The sequence below is a fragment of the Streptomyces sp. NPDC003016 genome, from assembly GCF_053591455.1.
This window is the reverse complement of record NZ_JBSFTV010000004.1, coordinates 211,649-232,312: the sequence shown is the minus strand read 5'-3', so window position 1 is coordinate 232,312 and position 20,664 is coordinate 211,649. Positions and strand designations below refer to the sequence as shown.

Below are 20,664 nucleotides of genomic sequence, written 5' to 3'. Positions count from 1 at the left end.
TCAGGCCACCGGTTCCAGGGGGCGCTCGGTGGCGTCCGCGACGAGCTCGCGGACGGCGGGCTCCAGCACCTCGTACAGCGGGGTGATCTGCCCCTTGAGGAAGAGCTCGCGCATCAGGGTGCGCTGGATCTTGCCGCTGGTGGTCTTGCGGATGGTGCCGGGGCGGACGAGCAGCACGTTGCCGGCGGGGATGGTGAACTCCCTGCCGATCAGCCGCTGCACGTCGGTGGCGAGGGTGCGCAGGTCGGTGGTGACGGAGCTGGTCCGCACCTCCTGGAGGACGACCAGGTGCTCCTGGTCGGTCTCGACGGCGAACACGGCGCCGGAACCGGCGCCGAGGGCCTTGTCGGTGCCCTGCACGGCGCGTTCGAGGTCCTGCGGGTAGAGGTTCCTCCCGGCGAAGATGACCATCTCCTTGAGCCGTCCGGTGACGTAGAGGTGGCCGTCCTCCAGGGCGCCCATGTCACCGGTGCGCAGCCAGCCGCCCGCGTCGTGGCCGCCCCTGCCGTCGGCGATGGCGGCGTCGAAGATCTCCTGGTTGGTGAGCGGGCGCTTCCAGTAGCCGGCGGCGACGCTGTCGCCCTTGACCCAGATCTCGCCGACGCACCCCTCGGGCCGCTCCTGGTGGCTCCCGGGGTCGACGATGCGCACGTCGAAGTCCTTGAAGACGCCGCTGCTGACGAGGGTGCGGGTCGGCTCGTCCTCCCGCGGGTCGGCGAACTCGCCGCGCTCCAGGGCCTGTGCGTCGACACCGAGGACGACGGGGCGGGTGCCCCGCGGGGTGCCGGAGATCAGCAGCGTGGTCTCGGCCATGCCGTAGCAGGGGAAGAACGTCTCGGGGCGGAAGCCGGCGGGCGCGAAACGCTCGCTGAAGGCCCGGATCGTCTCGGCCCTGATCGGTTCGGCGCCGTTGCAGGCCGCCTGCCAGCTGGAGAGGTCGAGCGTGGCGAGCTGCTCGTCGGTGACGCGGCGCAGGCACAGGTCGTACGCGAAGTTGGGGCCGCCGCCGATCGTGACCTTGTAGTCGCCGATCATCTTCAGCCAGCGGTGCGGCCGCTTCAGGAACGAGACGGGGGCCATCATCACGCCGGAGCCGCCGAGGAAGAGGGGCTGGAGGATGTGCCCGATCAGGCCCATGTCGTGGTAGAAGGGCAGCCATCCGCCGTAGCGGGAGGCGGAGTCCGAGCCGACGGAGCGCTGGATCGCCGCCTCGTTGGCGAGCAGGTTGTGGTGCGTGACCATCACGCCCTTGGGCTCGCTGGTCGAGCCCGAGGTGTACTGGAGGAACGCCAGGTTCTCCGGGGTGAGCGCCGGTTCCGTCCAGGCGCTCGCGTCGCCGTGGCCGGGGCTGTCGGTGGCGAGGCAGAGCACGTCCGACATGCCCTCGGCCGCCAGCCACGCGCCGATCTCCGGCGCGTTGCCCGAGTCGGTGAGCACGGCGCGCGCCTGGGCGTCGCGCAGGATGCCGGAGACGCGGGTGAAGTGCTGGCCCTGCTCGGTGGGGAGCGGGGCGGGTACGGCCACGGCTCCGGCGTACAGGCAGCCGACGAACGCCTTGATGAACTCCAGGCCCGAGGGGTAGAGCAGCAGCACCTGGCGGCCGGACGCTCCGTGCTCCTGGAGCCAGGAGCCGATGCGCCGCGCCTCCAGGTCGAGTTCGGCGTACGTCAGGTGCTGCGGCGTCGAGCCCTTGGCGTCGTCCGGGAGAAATATGAAGGCGTCCTCCGCGCCGAGCGCGGTCGTGCGCGCCAGAACCAGTTCCGTAAAGGTTCGGAAGCTTGTCAACGTCTTTCCCTGACCTCTCCGCGATCCGCTGGCGTAGCGCCGGCGAGGGGTTTTCGGACAGTGCGATGCTCCGCCGGGGCGCTAAGGGGACGCTTGTGCGAGGTCACGGTCCCCTGGGGGAGCCGGGAGGGAACGACTAGCGTGAGTGACCGACCTACCAGGAGCGGCTCTTCGGGCCGCAGAAGGAGTGCAGCCCAGTGCCCCGCATCGCATCCGATGTCTTCATCGCCGCCGAGCCCGGACAGGTGTGGTCCGTCCTCACCGATTTCGAGCGGTTCCACGAGTGGAACCCGTTCCTCGTCGAGGCGGCCGGGAGCGCGACTCCCGGAGCCCGTCTCACGCTGCGCTTCCGGCTGCCGGCCCAGGGCCGGGAGATGGTCTTCCGCCCCACCGTGCTGACCAGTGACCCCGGCCGGCTGCTGCGCTGGCGCGGCCGGTTCGGCGTGCCCGGCATCTTCGACGGCTTGCACAGCTTCGAGCTGACACCGCGCGACGGCGGCACCCACGTCCTGCAGAGCGAGAACTTCACCGGGCTGCTGGTGCCGTTCACGAAGTCGGTCATCAGCCAGAGCGAGAAGGGCTTCGCGGACCTCAACGAGGCGCTGAAGACCCGGGTCGAGGCGACGGCCTGACCCCGGCGCCACCCGGACCGGCGCCAGGCATGCGGAAGCCTGCCGTCCGGCCCCGGGGGAGATGCGGGGCCGGACGGCAGGCTGGTTCGCGGGCCCGGGGGCCTCAGTCCGGGATCCGCCCGAAGGAGGCGTCCAGGGTGAGGTGGCCGGGAACGGCGGGGAGGTCGGTGAGCGGGTGCCGGAACTCCGCCTCGCCAAAGCCGGACTCCGCCTCGCCGGAGCCGGACTCCGAAGCACCGACCGTCCCGAAGCCCATCGAGGGGTAGAAGTCGCGCACCCGGTGGTTCTTGGCCGTGGGCCGGTAGCTCGCGTGCACGGCCGCGGCACCGGACTCCTTGGCGTACGACAGGAGCGCGGCGACCGCGGCCTGTTCGATGCCCCGGGCGAACACCCGGCAGCTGAGCAGCATGTTGTCGATCCGCAGTCCGTCCGCCTCGCGGTGGGCGAACAGCGCTCCGACCACTCCGTTGTCACCGAAACGGTCCCGGGAGCGCACCGCGAGCACGAAGTGGTCCGGCGAGTCCAGCCGCTCGCGTACGTCCGCCTGCTGGAGCCGTCGCGTGGTGAGGTTGAACTGGTTGGTACGCAGGGTGATCTGGGCGATCCTGGCCAGTTCGTGGTCCCGCACCGGTGAGACCTCGACGCGGACGTCCAGGGCCCGGAGGTACTCCTCCATCGATCCGGCGCCCTCCCGCAGATCCTGCCGGCCGGCCTCGGAACGGTACTGGCCCGCGCGCCGCTGGTCCTCCGCGGTCAGCTCCCGTACGTCGAACCAGCCGTCGGCCAGCAACCGGTCCACATGGGACGCCGGCTCCTCGTCCAGCCGGACGACGGCCACTTCGGGGAGGGACGAGGCGACGAGCCCGCACTCGAAAGGCGAGTCGTCGGCGAAGACGAAGCTGTCCGTGCCGAGGTTGAGGCGGGCGGCGATGTCCCGGAGGTTGCCGTCCTTGGGGTCCCAGTTGGCGTTGATCCTGACGAAGTCCGTCTCGCGCAGGACCATGTCGGGGTGGTCCCTCAGCACCCCGAGAACGGGCTCCCTGTCGTTCTTGCTGCATACGGCGAGCAGCACGCCCTGCGCGCCGATCTGCTTGACGGTGCGCTGGAACCTTCCGAAGGCCTCGCCCCGGTAGGTCGTCGCGGCGGCGATGCCGTCCGGGCCGTCGTCACCGAGGATGCCGTCCCACAACGTGTTGTCGAGGTCCACGACGAGGACTTTCCTGGTCCGGCCGCGCAGGGCCCGCAGCAGGTGGGCGGCTTCACGGGCGTACCGGGCGAGCAGCTCTTCGCCGAGGTGGACCTTGGCGTACGCGGCGAGCCTGGCGTCCCTGACCGCCCCTCCCTCGGCGATGAGCGGGTCCAGGTCCACCACGTGCACCCGGGGGTGCTTCGCCGCGAGGCGCAGCAGGCCGGAATTGAACTCCCGCCAGGCGATGGCGAGTTCGTTGCGGGACCGGTGGTCGACCAGCTGCCGGGTGTGGACGGGCAGAAGCGGCAGGGTGTTGAGCACCAGGGTGCCCGGCCCGTGTTCCGCGTAGCGCGCGCAGAGGCGGTCCAGGAGGTCCAGCTTGGCTGCCGCGGTCTCTGTCACGTCCGCCACGCGCCAGGGCAGGGGCAGTTCGTCGAAGACGATCTGCGCGTCGAGCACGCAGAGGGCGAGTTCGGTCTCCGGCGCGTAGAGACCGCTGCCGGTGTCCTGGAGGTCACGCGTCCAGGAGTCGTAGTCGCCGGCCGACAGGCGCAGCGGGACGGCATGGCGGGCGAGCTCCGCGGTGAGCGGTGCGGTCAGTGCGTCCAGCGTGCCGTGTCCGGTGATCGCGACCTTGGCGGGCACGACGCCCGGGTGCAGCTCCGCGACGGCCTCCGCGGTGACCCGGGCGAGCAGCCGGCCGGCGCGTGAGAGGTGCGTGTACGACGCGTCCTGGGCCTGTGCGAGTTCGGCGATCAGAGCGGGCACCAGTGGGTAGTCGGCGGCGAGCCGGCCTTCGTCGTACAGCGCGCGCAGCCGGTCCATCGGGCCGGTGTGCTCTTCTGCGGACGTCCTCACGGCAGTGCTCACGGTGTGTCGCCTCTCTGTCCGGATGGCTGGGCGGATGCCGACGAGCATCGGCGGCCGGCCTAAAGACGGGCTTGCGTCCGGGCGGCCCGCTTGGGCCGGTCCGCTCAGGCCGGTCCGCGTGCGGCGGTCCGAATGCGGCGGCCCACGGTCCGCAAGGGCTGCTTTAGCCCGTGTCCCGACCATCAGTCGATCGTGCCCCCTCCGGAAAGGCAGCATTGATCATGACAACAGAGCTGACCGCAGAGGTATGCGTGGTCGGAGGAGGTCCGGCGGGGCTCACGCTGGCGGTGGAACTCGCCAAGCGCTCGGTCTCCGTCGTAGTCGTGGAGCAGAGCGGTCACTTCGACCGGTCGTTCCGGGGCGAGTCGGTCTCTCCCGACTCGGTGTGGCTGCTCGACAGGCTCGGGGTCCTGGACCGGCTGGACGGTGCGTACCAGCAGATGCACCGCATGGAGATCGTCGACTCGGGCAGCACGGTGCTGCGGGCCGACTTCACCCGCTTCCCCTATCCGCATCCGTACCCCGTGGAGATGCCGCAGCCGGCGTTGCTGGGCGCGCTGGCCGCGCTCGGGGCCGAGTACCCGGACCACTTCACTCTGGTGCGCAGGGCCACGGCGACCGGTCTCCTGCGCGAGGACGGCCGAGCGGTGACCGGCGTGCGGGCCCGGACACCGGACGGTGAGGTCACGGTGCGCGCGGCTCTGACCGTGGCCGCCGACGGCCGGTTCAGCAAGGTGCGGGAGATGTCGGGACTGGAGTACACCAAGATCCCGCTGGAGCGCGACGTGGTGTGGCTGAAGCTGCCGTTCCCCGCCGAGTGGGACGACCGCACGTACCGCATCCGCATCGAGGGGGATCAGCACGGGCTGTTCATCCCCACCCGCCCGGACAGCGTGCGGGTGGGGTTCAACATCCCGAAGGGCGGACTCAAAGAGCTGCGTGCGCAGGGTCTGCCCGCACTGTACGAGCGGTTGGACCGGCTCGCTCCCGAGCTGTCCGCCACCGTGCGCAGCGAGATCCGCAGCTGGTCGGACACCTCCATGCTGGACATCTTCACCACCCTGGTACCGCGCTGGTCGGCGCCCGGACTGGTGCTCATGGGCGACGCGGCGCACACGCTGACCCCGATCCTCGGTCAGGGCGTCAACCACTCGATCATCGACGCCGTCACCCTGGCGCCCCTCGTCGAGAAGGCGCTGGCGGGTGGCGGGGGCACCACGGCGCTGCTGCGCGCGAGTGAGGAGTTTCAGCGTGCCCGGGAAGGCTCGGTCAGCAAATCCCGCGGCCTCCAGCTGCGCCAGGAACGCCTGTTTGCCCTGCACGGGGCCAAAGGCGCCTTCCGCAGGGCGTTGTACCGGGTGGTCGACCGGAGTCAGCGGCTCAAGCAGCGGGTGCTGGCCGGCGCGTACTTCCAGTTGCAGGAACCGGGCCCCCAGGTGGTGCGGGCCCAGCGTCCGGAGTCCCGGGTCTGAGGGATTCCCGGGGGGCCGGCCCGCGCGGCCGGCCCGCGCACGGAGCAGCCCCGGCCCGTACGGAGAGGTACGGACCGGGGCTGCTCCGTGCTGCCGGCGTGAGGGGAGGGGTGATCGACGATCGGTGCCGGGTGACGGGCGCCGGGCGGTCGGGTGCCGGGTGATGAGTGCCGGGCGGTCCGCGCCGGGCGGTCGGGGTGCTACCAGGTGACGGGCAGGCGGGTCAGGCCGTGCACCATCATCCCGCTCGTCATCCGGAGGCCGGAGACGTCCTCGGCCAGCCGCAGGCCCGGAAAGCGCCGCAGGAGCGAGGAGATGACGATCTGCAGCTCGGCCCTGGCGAGCGCGGCGCCCAGGCAGAAGTGCGGCCCGTGCCCGAACGCGACGTGCTGGGTCGCCGACGGGCGTTCGAGGTCGAAGGCGTCGGCCGCTCCCTCGGGAAACCTCTCGGGGTCCTGGTTGGCGGAGCAGACCGCCGCGAGTACCGCGCTGCCCTGGGGAATCGGAGTACCGCCGAGTTCCACGTCCTCCAGGGTCACCCGCAAGGGGCCGCCGTCGCCTATCGGGTTGATCCGCAGCAGCTCCTCCACCGCGTGCTCGATCAGGTCCGGGTTCGCCCGCAGGGCTGCCAGTTGCTCCGGGTGACGCAGCAGGGTCAGGACGCACGTTCCGATCATGCTGACCGTCGTCTCGTGGCCCGCTACGAGCAGCGTGATCCCCATGGTGATCAGCTCGTGCTCGGTGAGCCGGCCCTCGTCGTCGTGCGCGAGGACCAGAGCGCCCATCAGGTCGTCGGTAGGTTCCTCACGCTTGCGCTGCACCAGCGCGGCCAAGTACTCGATCATCGACTTCCGCTGGTGCGCCGTCTCTTCCGGAGTGTGCGAAGTGAGCGAGACGAAGGCATCGGACCAGGCACGGAAGCGGCCGCGGTCCTCGAAGGGCACGCCGAGCAGCTCGCAGATCACCATGACCGGGAGCGGGAAGGCCAGTTCGGTATTGAGATCCACGGGCCCCTCCCGCTTCTCCATGGAGTCGAGCAGCCCGTCGGTGAGTTCCTGGATCCGGGGACGCATGTTCTGCACCCGGCGAGCCGTGAACTCCCTGGAGACCAGCCTGCGCAGTCTCGTGTGCTCGGGCGGGTCCATGGTGAACAGGCCGCCGGACAGCGGAGGCGTGCGGGTGAGCTGGGGTGCGCCGGGAGCCGTGGTGGCGGCGCGGCTGAACCGCGCGTCGGAGAGCACGGTACGTACGTCGTCGTACCGGGAGACGACGTAGCCCTCGTCGCCGCTCGGCAGCTTGACCCGGGCAACCGGGCAGCGGGCCCGCAACTCCTCGTACACAGGGGGAACTTCCACGGCCGACGGCCGGTGGAACGGGTACTCCAGCTCAGGCTCTGACGTGTCCATACGGTTCCTCCGGATAGTGGCAGCTTGGGGGGGGTGGGGGTGAGACAGCGCGCCTCGGTGTCCCGGGAGCCCGCTGCCCCGGAGGATGCTCCCAGCGGTGGCTTGCGCCCCGGCAAAGCCCGCGCTCCGCACACGTCCCTCTCAGCGCTGCCAGCCGTCGGCGGTGCGCAGGCCGTACCCCAGGGACCTGTCCGTCGCGATGTGCAGCAGCCACGCGAGACCGAAGGTGAAGGGCGCCGCGTTGTCGCCGGGCCCCTCGGCGAGTACGGCGGGGATCGCCATCACCACGATCGGGACGACGGGGCGGTGCACCAGGTTGTACACACGGGTGGTCCCGCGCGGAAGCTGTCCCGGCGCGTGCGCGCCGGAGGCCCCGACGAAGAACGACAGGTCGGGAAGGACGAACCCGAGCACCGCGAGAGGAACGACCCACCCGACGTGCTTGACCATCTCGAAGACCACCCAGACCAGCAGGAAGGCACCGAGCAGCGCCCAGGCGACGCGGACCGCCACGGGGGCCGAGCTCCTGGTGGCGCCTTCTGCGACGTTGTGTGTCACGTGCTCTCCTTCATGACCGTGGTGGCTCGTATGCCGGTACGTACGGATGCGCACAGCTTGCGGGTGTGCGCTAAACGCCCACCAAACCCGGCCGCTTCAGCGCCGCACAAGCCCTCGCGCGCACCCTGCGGCGTACACGGCACCGCAAGTGAATGCGAGGAGAGCTCATGAAGACCGAATCCGCTCCGGAGCCGCGCACCGCTCCCCCACGGGCCGCCGCGGCGCACTCCGTCACCGCCCCGCCGGATCCGCGGCGCTGGTGGGTGCTCGGCGTCATCTCGCTCGCCCAGTTCGTCATCGCCATCGACTCCTCCGTCGTCAACGTGATGGGGCCGCGCCTGAAGGAGTCCATCGGTCTGTCGACCACGGGCCTCCAGTGGGTCATGAACATCTACGTCCTCCTCTTCGGCGGACTTCTGCTGCTCGGCGGGCGGCTGGCCGATGTCATCGGCCGCCGGCTGGTGTTCATGGGCGGACTCGTGCTGTTCACCCTGGCCTCGCTGGGCGCCGGATTCGCCGAGACCGAGAGCGCGCTGCTCGCGGCGCGGGCGGCCCAGGGCATCGGTGCGGCAGCGCTGTCCCCCGCCTCCCTGTCCATCCTGGTGACGGTGTTCGCCGACCGGAAGGAGCGGGCGAAGGCGTTCGGGGTGTGGGGCGCGGTGATCGGCATCGGCGCCAGCGTCGGCACCATCCTGGGCGGCGCGATCGTCAACGCCGACTGGCGCTGGGCGTTCTGGATCAACGTGCCGGTCGGTCTGGTGATCGGCGTGGCGGCGGTGATGCTCGTCAAGGCGGCGAAGCCGCTCGGCGAGCGTCCTCCGAAGGACCTGGCGGGAGCGGTGACCGTGACCGGCGGCCTGCTGCTGCTGGTGTACGGCATCGTCACCACCAGCGAGCACGGCTGGACGCACTGGCGCACCCTGGGCTCGTTCGGTGTGTCCGCCGTTCTGCTGGTCCTGTTCGTCGCGGTGGAGAAGAAGAGCGCGGCCCCGCTCGTACCCCTTCGGCTGTTCCGTTCCCGGTCGGTGGTCGCGGGCAGCCTCGGCGAGTTCCTGACGGCCGCGATGATGATGCCGATCTTCTTCCTGCTTCCGCTGTGGATGCAGGAGGTGCTCGGCTACAGCCCGCTGGAGACCGGGCTGGCCTATCTGCCGGTGAGCATCGCGCTGATGGTGCTCGCTCCGGTCGCCTCGCAGGTGATCGGCAGGACCGGCCCGCGGAACATGTACCTGGCCGGCACGGTGGCGTTCGCCGGCGTCCTCGCCCTGCTCATGGGCATGCCCGTGCACAGTGGCTACAGCGGGTTCCTGCTGCCGGTCACCGCCCTCTTCGGTGTGGGGCTGGTGCTCTGCCTCATCCCGACACCGATCGTCGGCACCTCCGAGGCGACGGACGAGGACGCGGGAACGACATCCGCCCTCCTCAACGCGTCGACGCAGATCGGCGCCGCGTTCGGGATCGCGGTCTCGGTCACGGTGCTCAACAACCGGGTGGCGTCCGCGACGGTGGACGGCGCCGCCGCGGACGTCGCCCTGGTGGAGGGACTGCAGTCGGGGTTCACCGTGCTGGCCGTCTTCCTGGTGCTCTCCGTGCTCACCGGGCTGTTCGGCTTCCGTGGTTCCGCCGCCCCGGCCCGGCCGGCCGAGAGCGGTAAGTGACGCCCGTCACTCCCGTTGCGCCCGTGCACGCGAGAGGGCCGGACCGTGGATTCCTCACGGTCCGGCCCTCTCGCACTTCCACGCCGTCCGGTCACACGGCGACCGGCACCCTCGCGTACCGGCGCGTCAGCGAAGCGACTTCGCGCAGGAACGCGTCCTCGTGCGCCCGTACGAAGAAGTGCCCGCCCGGCATGGTCCGCACCTCGCAGCCGCGCCCGGCGTGCCGCCGCCAGGAGACCACCTCGGACACGCTCACCAGCCGGTCCCGCTTCCCCGCGAACAGGTGGAGCGGGACCCGCAGCGGGTCGGTGTCCGCGGCGGCCCTGTTCCCGGCGCACAGCAGCAGGTCGTCGCGGGCCACCGGCATCAGCGCCGCCAGGAATTCGGGGTGCTTCAGCAGCACCTGCGGTATGCCGCCGAGGGCCGCCAGGCTCGCGACGAGGTCCTCGTCGCTCGCGTTCGGGTCGGCGATCTCCGGTGCGGGCAGGTGCGGGGCGCGGTAGGCGCTGAGGACGAGGGCCTGCGGCAGGGGCGCGCCGCGCTGCTGCCGCCGCCAGGCCAGCGAGTAGGCGATCAGCGCGCCCATGCTGTGTCCGAAGAAGACGTGGGGGCTGTCCAGCTCTCCGTCGAGCTGCTCGTCCATGTCGTCGATGAGGGCGCCGAGTTCGGTGAACCGGGGTTCGTCCATGCGCCCTTCGCGTCCGGGCAGCTGGACCGGCATGACTCGTACATGTGCGCCGTGCGCGTCGAGACTGCGCTGCCAGCGTCCGTACGCCGAGGCGCCGCCGCCCGCGTACGGAAAGCAGAACAGCCGCAGCTCCGTGCCCGAGGTGTCGTCGTGGGTCCTTGGGGACAGGTATCGCGTCATATCGCTCCGCCTCAGGTCCGTCCAGCGTGGGTGCGCCGGCCGGGGCCGCCGCACGGGTGGCCCCGGCGGCCGACCGGACGGACGGAGCACGGCCCACGCCGGTGAAGAGCTGCGGGCGATACTGCCGCCCGACCGGGAGAACGCCGCGATCCACGGTGGAGCGGCTCCCGGCCGGCACACCCACCACAGTGCGGCCCGCTCCTAAAGGGCAGCAAAACTCGGCGAGGGCGCGTCGAGCAGCGGATCGGCCTCCAGGACGGCCCGGTGCAGGTCCTGCAGTCGCGGGGAGGGCTCCATGCCGAGTTCCCGGACACAGGACTCGCGCAGCCGCCGGAACACTTCGAGCGCCTGCCAGGACCTTCCGCAGCGGTAGAGCGCCAGCATCAGCAGCGCGTGCAGGTTCTCCTGGAGCGGCGACCGCTCGGCGAGCGCGACGAGCTCGCCCACCACCGCGGCGTGCCGGCCCAGGCGCAGGTCCGCGGAGATCCGGGCCTCCAGGGCGGCGCGCCTGGCCTCCTCCAGCCGCAGGGCCTCGGCCCGCAGCACCGGCCCGATCCGTACGTCGGCGAACACCGGACCGCGCCACATCTCCAGCGCCCGCCCCAGCAGCCCGGCCGCCTCCGCGACCTCGTTCCTCCCCAGCGCCCCCAGCCCGCGCACGGCGAGCCGCTGGAAGGCGTCGGCCTCCACGGAGGCGCCGGACATGTTCAGGGCGTAACCGATGTAGCCGCGGCTCAGCAGGTCCTTCGCCACGCGGCCCGGCTCCGGCGCCGCGGCGGCGGAGATCGCACGGCGCAGCTGCTTGACGTACGTCTGCACCACACCCGCGGGGCCGCTCGGCGGACTCTCGCCCCACAGCTCCTCGGCGAGCGTCGCCATGCTCACGTCGTGCCCCGCGTTCACCGCCAGCAGTGCCAGCATCTGCCGCGGCTTGGCCGCGCTGGGTACCACCGACGTGCCGTCGATACGTACGACGAGCGGTCCGAGAACTCCGATCTCCATACCTGCCCCCTTTCACCCGCACTGCCCTGCCAGGACAGTGACACGGACGGGTGGCGGAGCGACACCCATCCCCTCACGAGCCGGATGTGAATGCTGCGGCTCCCCGGCATGAATCCCTCACCCCGGCGAATCCGCGCACAACCAGCTCCCGACTGCCGGTACGCCGCCCCTACGGCCACGGGGCGAGCGCCGTGGGTGCCGTACTGCGGGGCGGACGGGGCGAGCCGGCGCCGCTCGCGAGACCGGCGACCCTGGTGCCGGAGCCGCGCCGGGCCGGGCCGGCCGGGCCGTGAGGACGCCCTGGGCGCACAGGAGTTCGTACGCGCGGGTGATGACGGTCCTCGGCACGTCGAGCTGCCGAGCGAGCTCGCGGGACGCGGGCACGGCCTCGCCCGGCCGCAGCCGGCCCGACCGCACCAGGGCGGTGACCTGGTCACACATCTGCTGTTGCAGTGGTGTGCCGCAGTCCCGGTCCAAGGCGATGAGCAACTCCGACGCCCCCACGTCCCTTCCTTCCCCCCGGCCTCCGCCGAGTCTGCCACGGGGGCCGGCCCCGGGAACTGCGCATGCCGGGCGAGGTGATCTCCGACAGGCCACGGTCGTGAGCGGGCCGCAGAGGAGCCGGGGCGACAGCCGTTCCCGGACGTCCAGCTGGTCCGGTTGTCCACAGTCGGATCCGTACCCCGTGCGGGCGCGGGACTCCCCCACATCCCACAAGTACCGCGCGCCCCGGTGGACCGGCAGTGGTGTCAACACGGTCCCGTACAGGTCTTGTTCGACGACCCGAGGCCGTCCACCGGGGGTAGGGCGGTCGGACGGTCGGGCGGTCGGGCGGGTTCGGGTACGCGTCGACGGCCGGCGACGACCACGAGCCCGCCGAGGACCGCCAGGCCCAGGAGAACCGCGGCGAAGACGGCCGCGCCGTCCGTCAGTTCGGCCACGGTTCGGGGGCCGAGGACGCCCTGACGGATGTACTGAAGGCAGAGGGCCCTGCCGGCACCGTGACGGGTGACGCCGAGGAGGAAGCCGCCTTCTACGCATTGTGGCTCGCCGAGTTCCCTGGTGTCGATCCCGAACGGGCTCTGGGCCGTTCAGCGCCGCTGGCCAAGTGAGGCGAGAGCATGGCGGAACGCCCCCTGGCAGCGGTCCCAGGCTTCTGAGCCCTCCCGCAGCGACAGGAGAAGGGGCCACAGATCGGCGGAGAAGGACCTGCTGGCCTCGGCCGGAACGAGGGAGGGGAGGTTGTCGATGGCGATGATGTCCAGTGGCCTGGGGCCCTCGCGCAGCCGCTCCACGGGGTTGTCCCAGTCGGTGACGTGGTCGTAGACGGGGAGGGCGTTCAGTTCAGATCCCACGTCACAGGTCACGTCGACGATCGCAGACAGCCGCCGCCGCTCGTTGTCGAGGTCGGCCTTCGTCAGAAACGGAGGCACGGGCCGATCGCAGCCGATGGCGTTAACGAGGAGGTCGTGCGCGAGCAGCGCGTCCCGGTCCAGGTCCCGGGTGTCATCGGACCCCCAACGGGTCGGCCGGATACCGGCCGCACCGAGTGCTTCGCAGGCCCCGCGCCCCGAGCGCCCGGCCGCCCCGATCACCAAGGCGCTGGCCGAGCCCATGTGCCGGCCGAGCGCCAGCTGTCTGCGCAGTTCGTGGCTGGATGAGGGGGCGAGCGGCGCCGTCGGCTCGCCCCGGTGCTTAAGAACGGCGAGCGAGGCGCCTGCGTAGCCCGCCCAGTAGCCGAAGGCCGCAATTCGGCAGCCTTCGGCGTCGAGGAGGTGTTCGAGGTCGAGCAGAGTACTGCCGCCTGCCTCGAAGCGCCGTAACAGCCGCGGTGCCTCCGGCTGCCCCTTGTAGACGTGGCCGAAAAAATGTGCCGATAAATCAGGTTCGAAGGTTCGTCGGGTAGTTCTTTGAGTCCCAGAACGATGTCCGCCGCGGGGCAGTGACTCGCCCAGCTGCCCGGCTGCTCGATCGCGCAGCCCGCATCGGCGTACGCGTGGGCGGGGAAGACGCGCTGCGGAGATTCTTCAACGGTCAGGTGGACGCCTCGCGCGATCAGTTTGCGGGCGTCCTCCGGTACAAGGGCGGCACGCTGTTCAGTCCGCCGGGATTCGTGTCTCATCCAGATGCGCAGCATGTCAGGCACCGGGTAAGTGTCCGCCGCAGCTCGCCGACTGCATGGCTCGCCGCGCCCGTTCGTCACCTCCAGGCGCTGACCGCGGATCGCAGCCGATCCGGGCCGGCCTCCGTCAACACAATGCGTGAAGGCACTCATTGGTGACTTCGCCGACCGGGCGCCCGTATGTCTTGTTGGAATCGATCGACAACCGGCTGTAGTGAGCGGTCGGTGGACGGTGAAGGGATGACGATGAGCAATGCTCAGACGGAAGCCGGTGACGCGACTTTCGACCCCGAGATCAGCACGGTCGCGGGGACCGGGGTCGCGGGGTTCAAGGGAGACGACGAGCTGGCCGTCGCGGCTCAGCTGAATCGTCCGTACGGCATCGCGCTGGACAGTACCGGTAGCCTCTACTTCTCCGACTACAACAACCACCGGGTCCGGAAGATCAGCACGGACGGGAAGATCAGCACGGTCGCCGGCGCCGGGGCCGGCTACCGGGGCGACAGCGGTCCTGCTGTCTCGGCCCTGCTGAACTGCCCGCGCGAGGTGGCGGTGGACGCTGCGGGCAGGGTCTACGTCACCGACGCCGCCAATCACCGGGTCCGGGTGATCACCCCTGATGGGAAGATCGACACAGTTGCCGGAACGGGCACCGCGGGGTTCAGCGGCGACGGCGGTCCGGCCGCCAAGGCCCAGGTGAACTATCCGTTGGGGGTGGCGGTGGACAGCTCCGGCGCCCTCTACATCTCCGACCACGGCAACAACCGGGTCCGGAAGGTCAGCGCAGACGGGAAGATCAGTACGGTCGCGGGGACCGGCGTAGCGGGATTCAAGGGAGACGGTGGTCCAGCGGCTTCAGCTCAGCTGAATCGCCCGTACGCATTGGCCGTGGATGACGCGGACATCCTCTACATCACCGATGGGAACAACCACCGTGTCCGCAAGGTCGCGGCCGACGGGACCATCAGCACGGTCGCCGGTACGGGCACCGCGGGATTCAGCGGTGACGGCGGTCCGGCGACGTCCGCACAGCTGAACCTGCCCCTGGGGGTGGTGGTGGACAGCGCCGGCACCCTCTACATCTCCGACTACAACAACCATCGCGTCCGGAAGGTCGCGCCGGACGGGAAGATCACTACGTTCGTCGGCAAGGACAGCGCGGGTTTCGGCGGCGACGGCGGCCCGGCCGCAGCCGCCCAGCTGAACAACCCGTTCGGGCTCGCTGTGGACTGCGTCGACACTCTCTACATCGCCGACCACGTCAACAACCGGGTTCGGAAGGTCGCCTCGGAGCGGATGGCCGGGCTGCCCGAGTCGGGCACGGTGGTTTCCTGGGCCAACGTGCGCAGCAGGCTGCGGATGGGGGTCCTGCGTGAGTCGACCAAGGACGGGGCCGAGATCCACCAGTCCCTCTCCTCTCCCCGGGCACACCAGCGGTGGCGGCTGATCGCGTCGGGCCAGGACGATGGCGACGTCCTGTACCGGATCGAGAACCTGCGCAGCGGCAAGGTCCTGGAGGTCGTCGGTGGAGGCACCGTCGACGGGGCGGTGGTCGCGCAGCGCGCCTACGAAGGCAGCGACGCCGAGCACCAGCAGTGGAGGCTGATCCCGGTGGGATCGGTGACCGACACCCCGCGGGTCTATGAGATCGCGAACCGCAACAGCGGTCTACTCCTTCGCGTCGACACCAACGCCCCCACGGTGATCAAGCAGTACGGGGCGCAGGGCGACCACCGCGACCGCCAGTGGCAGCTGCTCCCCGTGTGAACGCACAAGTGGTCAGGGGCGTTGTCGCCCCTGACCACTCGGACTCGGGAACCTACTTGGAGTCGGATGGCTTCTCGGCGGTGGCCTTGGGTGCCTTGGGGGGCTGCTCGGCCTTGGGCGACGCCGGGGCGTCGGGAGCCTTGAAGTCGTCCTTCTTCGGCGCCTTCAGACCCTCGTCCTTCTGCAGGTCGTCGCGCTGCTTCACTGTCTCGCTGGACTTGTCCATGCCAGCGGCCGCGGCCGTGGACACCGAGCCGGCGTCCTGGGCGTAGGCGGCCTGGGTGCCGGCGGATGCCTGGGTGGTCTGGATGAAAGAGGCGAGGAACCCCAGGATGGCCCGTGCTTCGGGCGCCTGCTCCTGCACGATCTTCGCCCGGTGGGAAGCACCGTGGATCCCGCTGGTGAAGAGGCTCGTGGTCGTGTCGTCGTATGTGTCGTCGCCGGCGTCCTCGAAGTCGACGCCCGCTCCCGGTTGCGGCTTGTGGCCGTCAGTGGTCACCGAGAAGAGTCCCGCGCCTGTCCCGGCGGAGTCGAAGACGTTTTTGAACACCATGGTCGTCACCTCTGGTCGTTGTGGCAGTGCTGCGCGCCGGTCACGGCTGCTTGTACAGGTCTCGTTCGCTGTCAGTCAGGCTCTCGCCGTCGAACATCGTGTGGTGGACCTCCAGGGCGGAGACGACCTCGGCCAGCCCCTTCATACGGAAACCACCGCCGGCCAGGTCGAGGTCGGCGATGTCGCGGGCGACCAACTGGTCGAGCCCGGGGTAATCGTCCGGCTGCGGGGGAGACAGGACGGCCACCGGCACGGCGTACTTCACCGCGAGCAGCCCGGAGAAAGTCACCGGGATCTCGTAGGTGTACTGCTTGAGGGCACGGCGCTGCGTGACGATGGTCTCCACGCGCGAGCCCGGCGGGACCTTGCCGGAGATCTGAGACTTCGACGCCCAGCCGGTCGACAGGGAACCGCCGACGGAGGCCGCGATGCCCTGGGCCAGCGCGGCGTTGAGGCCCGCCGTGCCGGTCGCGCTGCCCGTGGTGGTGAAGTCCACCGAGCCGGTCATCGAGGCCGACGCGGAGTTCGTCATCCCGTTGCTCACCGCCGTGTCGACGGTGTTTGCGTTGTCGGCCCCCACGCTGTCCTTGCTGTTCTTGTTGGTCACCGTGTTGGCGTTCTTGTTCGCCATCTCGTTCTTGAGCTGCGTCCCCAGCTGCCCCTGGAGGTTCAGGCCGAGCTTGTTCTGCAGCTGAAGCTGGAGCTGGGCGCTGACGTTGCCTCCGAAGGTGAGCTTGGAGTCTCCCGAGAGTGACCAGGTGGCGCCGTTCGACACGGTGAAGTCGACCGAGTCGGTGAAGGTCATCTCGGACTGGCTGCGGTTGACGTAGGTGCGCGAGGAGAACGTGTCGGGCGAGGGCTGGGTGATGTTGCGCCGCTCCTCGATCAGCGGCTCCCCGAGGTTCATGTAGGCGAGCCAGCCCAGCCCGTACGCGGTGCCGGGGAAGGAGCCGAAGCTCGACTTGTTCACGGAGAAGCCGACGGGCTTGTGCCGCACCCCGTAGTCGTCGACGTAGACCAGATTCGGGTGATCCAGGATGGACTGCCAGGTCTGCTCGATGTTGAGTTCCCGCAGGTTCTTCTTCGTCAGCGGCTGGCGCTTGGCCCGTTCCAGGTTGTACGCGTTGGAAGGCAATTTCTGTCCTCGACTGATCTGGCCGAAACCGCACTCGGTGAAATGGAAACAGGAAATCTGCACACGCTCCGGCAAGCGAAGCTATCAAGGGTCTCCATCACCCGAGAAGGCGTCTCCAGGTATCGCACTCAAACGGGTGATCAAGAATTTGCGGCAGCTTTGTTCACCCGATCGATGACCTTCCGGCATATCCCCTTAACACCCTGACCTCGAAAGTTGCCACTTTGGGTGCATTTACTCCGATCATACATTCGCTCAGGAAGCCGAATCGATCGCGAGCGATGGAACGCCCGATAATGGCACGTGATAAACAATTTCACTGAGCACCTGAGGCGTTGTTCTCCACATCAAGAACAAGTGAGGTTCCGCGATGTACACCCAAGAACGCACGGCAATGGCGAATTTGGTGGTCGGCGGCCCGGTGGCGGTGAACAGCTACGACAACGCCATCGTGGCCGCACTCGTCGAGAACCGGCCGGTCATGCTCGTCCATGCCTTCAACGGCGGCTACCTGCGACCCGCAGAACTCGCGGCGAGCAGCCACGACAAGGGCGTCAAGCTGGCCACCGCGCTCGACCCGGCCACCAAGGACGCGCAGGGCCACCTCTGGCACATCACCCCCGGCGGCTTCTTCGGCCAGCGGCCGCTGTACTTCATCGAGAGCGCCGCGGGCCAGGTGCCGCCCCCGCCCGCCGGCGCGGCCGACGCGGATGCCGGTCGCGGCGACGACGGAACCCCGAAGCCGCAGCGCAGGCGTATCAGCGTCCATCAGGACGCCCCTCTCAGCACGGCCGACACCGTGCAGGTGGGCCTGCCCGGCAAGGTGGGCGACAAGTGGCGCGGGAAGAACGGTGCGGTGGAGGACACCCAGCTGTGGGTCGTCACGGTGACGCCGTGGGGCGGGATCACCTTCGTGCCGATCACCCACCCCGACGCCATTCTCGGGTTCAAGGACCACGCCGTGGCGAAGGACAGCGAGGTGCGGCTCACCTACAACTGGGGCGGGGACTTCACCGGGACGGTCATCAACACGTTCTACCCGCGGCTGCCCAACGAGTGGGACGTCCCCTACCACCACGTCTTCACGTGAGCCGCAGCCATCACGCCGTACCCGTCCCGAGCCGTCGCACCAACCGCCTGGAAGAGGCACCACGATGCCCGTGCCCACGCAAGAACTGAAGCTGGAGATCGTCAACGCCGCCACGGGTCAGACCCTCGGTGCCAGGGCCGCGCCGGGCGCGGACGGGGCGCTCGTCGTCCGCGACTACCCCGAGGACGGTCCGAGCCCGGAACTGTGGCAGTTCACCCCGGTGCAGGGCGCGCAGGACGACCCGGCTTATGTGATCCGTAACGCGGTCAGCGGCAAGGTGCTCGACAATCCCGCCGCCACGGACCGCGGCGTCCGCCAGTGGGATGCCGCCGCCAACAAGAAGGGCCAGCAGTGGCGCCTCGTCCCCGTCGACGGGGAAGCGGGCGCCTACTTCATCGAAGGCGCGGCCGACAGCGCCGTGCTCGACCTCGCCGAACCCGGGAAGGACGACACCCGGATCGTCCTCGGCGAGTACGACGACAGCGCCGAGAGTCAGCGGTGGCGCCTCGTCCCGGGCGAGCCGGAGCGTACCAGTGACCTCGTCCTGGACTGGGCGCCCCTGAGCCACTGGAACAGCCGCCAGTCCTGGCGACTGACCCACAACAAGAGCGCTCTGCGGCCGGCACCCGACGCGACGCCCTCCTTCAGCAACGTACTACTGGTCCTGGAGAAGTTCGGCTGCGACCAGGACGCCGGCGGGTGGAAGACCGACAGGCCCAACCGCTGTCCTGTCGGCCAGGCGGGGTGGTGGGCGGGGCTCGGCGAACGGTTCCTCGCCGACACCACCGGAACAGGGCTCGCGGACATCGTCGGGCTCAAACCCGCGAAGGGGGCGGTGACTTCCTCCAGCCGAGGTGACGCGACTTTCGACGACGAACGGGTTCTGCACCCAACCGCTTCCTCCGCGAGTCCCAAGGATCTGTGGACACTCGCGAACCTGACGGGCGATAGCCGTCCTGGTGTCGTCGTGCTAGCCGCCGAGGGCATCCGGGTGTCCACTCAGGACAAGGGCGGCACGTTCGCGCCGGCGGGCGGCGAACTGGTCCTCAAGGCGTTCGGCCACGGCTCGCAGGCCGGCAGTTGGCTCGCTGACAAGCACCCCCGGTTCCTCGCCGACACCACCGGCGACGGCAGACTCGACATCATCGGCTGCCACGACGACGGCCTATGGCTATCCCTCCAGGACGAGGAAGGGAAGTTCGCACCGCTCGCCGACGAACCCTCACTCCGGGCATTCGGCCACAGCGAGGAGGCCGGCGGCTGGCTTATCGACAAGCACCCCCGGTTCCTCGCCGACACCACCGGCGACGGCAGACTCGACATCATCGGCTGCCACGACGACGGCCTATGGCTATCCCTCCAGGACGAGGAAGGGGCATTCGCCGAACCTCTCTACATCCTCGACGACTTCGGGGTCGACCAGGGGTGGAGCTCCACCGACGAACACCCCCGGTTCCTGGTCAGAACCACCAGCGACGGAGTGCCGGACATGGTCGGCTTCGGCCCTCAGGGTGTCGTCGTCGCCCGCGGGCGCGGCGATGGCACGTTCGAGCCCTCCCAGCTCGTCCTGAACGACTACGGGCAAGCTCAGGGGTGGACAGGCGACAAGCACCTCCGCCTCCTCGCCGACGTCACCGGCGACAAAAGCCCCGACATCATCGGCTTCGGCAACGAAGGCGTCTGGGTATCCCACAACAACGGCGACGGCACATTCGAAAAGGCCCAGCTGGTATGCCGCGGCTTCGGGTACAACGAGGACGCAGGCGGCTGGCGGGTCGACCGCCACCCGCGCTTCCTGGCCGACATCACCGGCGACGGACGCGTCGACATCGTCGGCTTCGGCGGCCCGGGCGTACACGTCGCCCGCAACCTCTTCCGCCGCTTCAGGACCCGATAACCCCGGAAACACCCCCAACCCATCACGGCACAGGTGCGCGACCGATGAGCGACTGGAACGCGTGCCCGTCGTGGGCCAGGAAAGCGCCTGCTCCTGCAGACCAGCCCTTCCGTGCCTGATCTGCTTGATCGTGGGAGGTGAAAGCTGTAAGGATCGGACAGCCCGACGCCGCCGATAGCCCCGTCGGAGACCGGTGGATTTCACTCGTCGGCCCCGGCGCAGTGGCAGTCCCCTGACGGAGCCTCACGCACGGCTGTCCACCGGTTGTCCACCGGGGCCCGTTGTGCCCGATCGGCGGGCACGCCCCGGTGGGTCGGCTCAGTTTGGAGCATCCCAATGTGTCTACGGAGAGGGAGGTTCGCGGTCCTGGCGCGGGTGTGTTCCGCCGGGATTGCCGTCAGGGTGCTGGTTGATCCGGCCCAGGCCGCCGATGTCCAGTCGGCGGCGGGCGCGCGTGACGGCGACGTAGGCGAGGCGGGCTTCGGCGTCGTCGATGTCGCCGGGGAGGGGCACCGTTCTCGTCCGTCTCTTTCTGGTCCATCGGTTCGGTGAAGTCCTCGCCGATGCGGACGGAGGCCCATTCGCGGCCCCTTGTGGGCGGTGGAGACCACGATCTCAGCGCTCTGTTCGACGGAGAGTTCGTCCACCGCGTCGAGGATG

At 69.8% G+C, this 20,664-nt stretch carries 18 protein-coding genes; 6 read left to right on the top strand and 12 right to left on the bottom strand.

The features are described from left to right. Positions 1–1,785 carry a fatty acyl-AMP ligase gene (locus tag ACWDZ4_RS05215; protein WP_451507078.1) on the bottom strand — a complete coding sequence of 595 codons (1,785 nt, stop codon included), beginning with the start codon at positions 1,783–1,785 and terminating at the stop codon, positions 1–3. Positions 1,786–1,982: 197 nt separating this feature from the next. On the opposite strand from ACWDZ4_RS05215, the gene ACWDZ4_RS05210 reads away from it, so the two are divergent. Beyond that, positions 1,983–2,417, top strand: a complete 435-nt coding sequence (locus ACWDZ4_RS05210) for an SRPBCC family protein (RefSeq protein ID WP_451507077.1) — start codon at positions 1,983–1,985, stop codon at positions 2,415–2,417. Positions 2,418–2,520: 103 nt separating this feature from the next. On the opposite strand, the gene ACWDZ4_RS05205 is transcribed toward ACWDZ4_RS05210, so the two are convergent. Continuing rightward, entirely contained in the window at positions 2,521–4,476 is a 1,956-nt protein-coding gene (locus ACWDZ4_RS05205) for an HAD-IIIC family phosphatase (protein ID WP_451507076.1), read from the bottom strand. A 221-nt stretch (positions 4,477–4,697) separates the two neighbouring features. Between ACWDZ4_RS05205 and ACWDZ4_RS05200 the strand changes: the two genes are divergently transcribed. Next, on the top strand, positions 4,698–5,948 hold the full coding sequence (locus ACWDZ4_RS05200) for an FAD-dependent oxidoreductase (RefSeq protein WP_451507075.1): 1,251 nt from the start codon (positions 4,698–4,700) through the stop codon (positions 5,946–5,948). A 200-nt stretch (positions 5,949–6,148) separates the two neighbouring features. Here ACWDZ4_RS05200 and ACWDZ4_RS05195 read toward each other — a convergent pair whose 3' ends face one another. Then, the gene (locus ACWDZ4_RS05195) at positions 6,149–7,354 is read right to left on the bottom strand and encodes a cytochrome P450 (protein ID WP_451507074.1); all 1,206 of its coding nucleotides are present in this window, start codon (positions 7,352–7,354) and stop codon (positions 6,149–6,151) included. A gap of 141 nt (positions 7,355–7,495) precedes the next feature. Beyond that, entirely contained in the window at positions 7,496–7,912 is a 417-nt protein-coding gene (locus ACWDZ4_RS05190) for a DUF4260 family protein (protein WP_451507073.1), read from the bottom strand. Between the two features lie 167 nt (positions 7,913–8,079). Here ACWDZ4_RS05190 and ACWDZ4_RS05185 point away from each other — a divergent pair, with 167 nt between their 5' ends. After that, positions 8,080–9,570 carry an MFS transporter gene (locus ACWDZ4_RS05185; protein ID WP_451507072.1) on the top strand — a complete coding sequence of 497 codons (1,491 nt, stop codon included), beginning with the start codon at positions 8,080–8,082 and terminating at the stop codon, positions 9,568–9,570. A 91-nt stretch (positions 9,571–9,661) separates the two neighbouring features. Here the strand turns inward: ACWDZ4_RS05185 and ACWDZ4_RS05180 are convergent, their stop codons facing one another. From ACWDZ4_RS05180 to ACWDZ4_RS05160, 5 genes are all read right to left on the bottom strand, one after another. After that, the gene (locus ACWDZ4_RS05180) at positions 9,662–10,438 is read right to left on the bottom strand and encodes a thioesterase II family protein (protein WP_451507071.1); all 777 of its coding nucleotides are present in this window, start codon (positions 10,436–10,438) and stop codon (positions 9,662–9,664) included. A 201-nt stretch (positions 10,439–10,639) separates the two neighbouring features. Continuing rightward, positions 10,640–11,440 carry an AfsR/SARP family transcriptional regulator gene (locus tag ACWDZ4_RS05175; protein ID WP_451507070.1) on the bottom strand — a complete coding sequence of 267 codons (801 nt, stop codon included), beginning with the start codon at positions 11,438–11,440 and terminating at the stop codon, positions 10,640–10,642. 117 nt (positions 11,441–11,557) lie between these two features. Next, entirely contained in the window at positions 11,558–11,881 is a 324-nt protein-coding gene (locus ACWDZ4_RS05170) for a GntR family transcriptional regulator (protein WP_451507106.1), read from the bottom strand. Positions 11,882–12,531: 650 nt separating this feature from the next. Next, a complete protein-coding gene (locus ACWDZ4_RS05165; protein ID WP_451507069.1) occupies positions 12,532–12,873 on the bottom strand; it encodes a hypothetical protein in 342 nt (113 codons plus the stop codon). Positions 12,874–13,031: 158 nt separating this feature from the next. Then, on the bottom strand, positions 13,032–13,562 hold the full coding sequence (locus ACWDZ4_RS05160; RefSeq protein WP_451507105.1) for a hypothetical protein: 531 nt from the start codon (positions 13,560–13,562) through the stop codon (positions 13,032–13,034). Positions 13,563–13,808: 246 nt separating this feature from the next. Between ACWDZ4_RS05160 and ACWDZ4_RS05155 the strand changes: the two genes are divergently transcribed. Then, positions 13,809–15,329 (top strand): NHL domain-containing protein, encoded by a 1,521-nt coding sequence (locus ACWDZ4_RS05155; RefSeq protein WP_451507068.1) that lies wholly within the window; start codon positions 13,809–13,811, stop codon positions 15,327–15,329. Positions 15,330–15,381: 52 nt separating this feature from the next. Here the strand turns inward: ACWDZ4_RS05155 and ACWDZ4_RS05150 are convergent, their stop codons facing one another. Both ACWDZ4_RS05150 and ACWDZ4_RS05145 read right to left on the bottom strand, forming a co-directional pair. After that, positions 15,382–15,882 (bottom strand): hypothetical protein, encoded by a 501-nt coding sequence (locus ACWDZ4_RS05150; RefSeq protein WP_451507067.1) that lies wholly within the window; start codon positions 15,880–15,882, stop codon positions 15,382–15,384. A gap of 40 nt (positions 15,883–15,922) precedes the next feature. Further along, positions 15,923–17,017 (bottom strand): hypothetical protein, encoded by a 1,095-nt coding sequence (locus ACWDZ4_RS05145; RefSeq protein ID WP_451507066.1) that lies wholly within the window; start codon positions 17,015–17,017, stop codon positions 15,923–15,925. Positions 17,018–17,387: 370 nt separating this feature from the next. Here ACWDZ4_RS05145 and ACWDZ4_RS05140 point away from each other — a divergent pair, with 370 nt between their 5' ends. Both ACWDZ4_RS05140 and ACWDZ4_RS05135 read left to right on the top strand, forming a co-directional pair. After that, on the top strand, positions 17,388–18,107 hold the full coding sequence (locus ACWDZ4_RS05140; protein WP_451507065.1) for a hypothetical protein: 720 nt from the start codon (positions 17,388–17,390) through the stop codon (positions 18,105–18,107). 64 nt (positions 18,108–18,171) lie between these two features. Continuing rightward, a complete protein-coding gene (locus ACWDZ4_RS05135; RefSeq protein ID WP_451507064.1) occupies positions 18,172–20,004 on the top strand; it encodes an RICIN domain-containing protein in 1,833 nt (610 codons plus the stop codon). Between the two features lie 342 nt (positions 20,005–20,346). Here ACWDZ4_RS05135 and ACWDZ4_RS05130 read toward each other — a convergent pair whose 3' ends face one another. Then, complete coding sequence (locus tag ACWDZ4_RS05130; RefSeq protein ID WP_451507063.1) at positions 20,347–20,517, bottom strand: hypothetical protein; 171 nt, start codon at positions 20,515–20,517, stop codon at positions 20,347–20,349. Positions 20,518–20,664 lie beyond the last annotated feature (147 nt).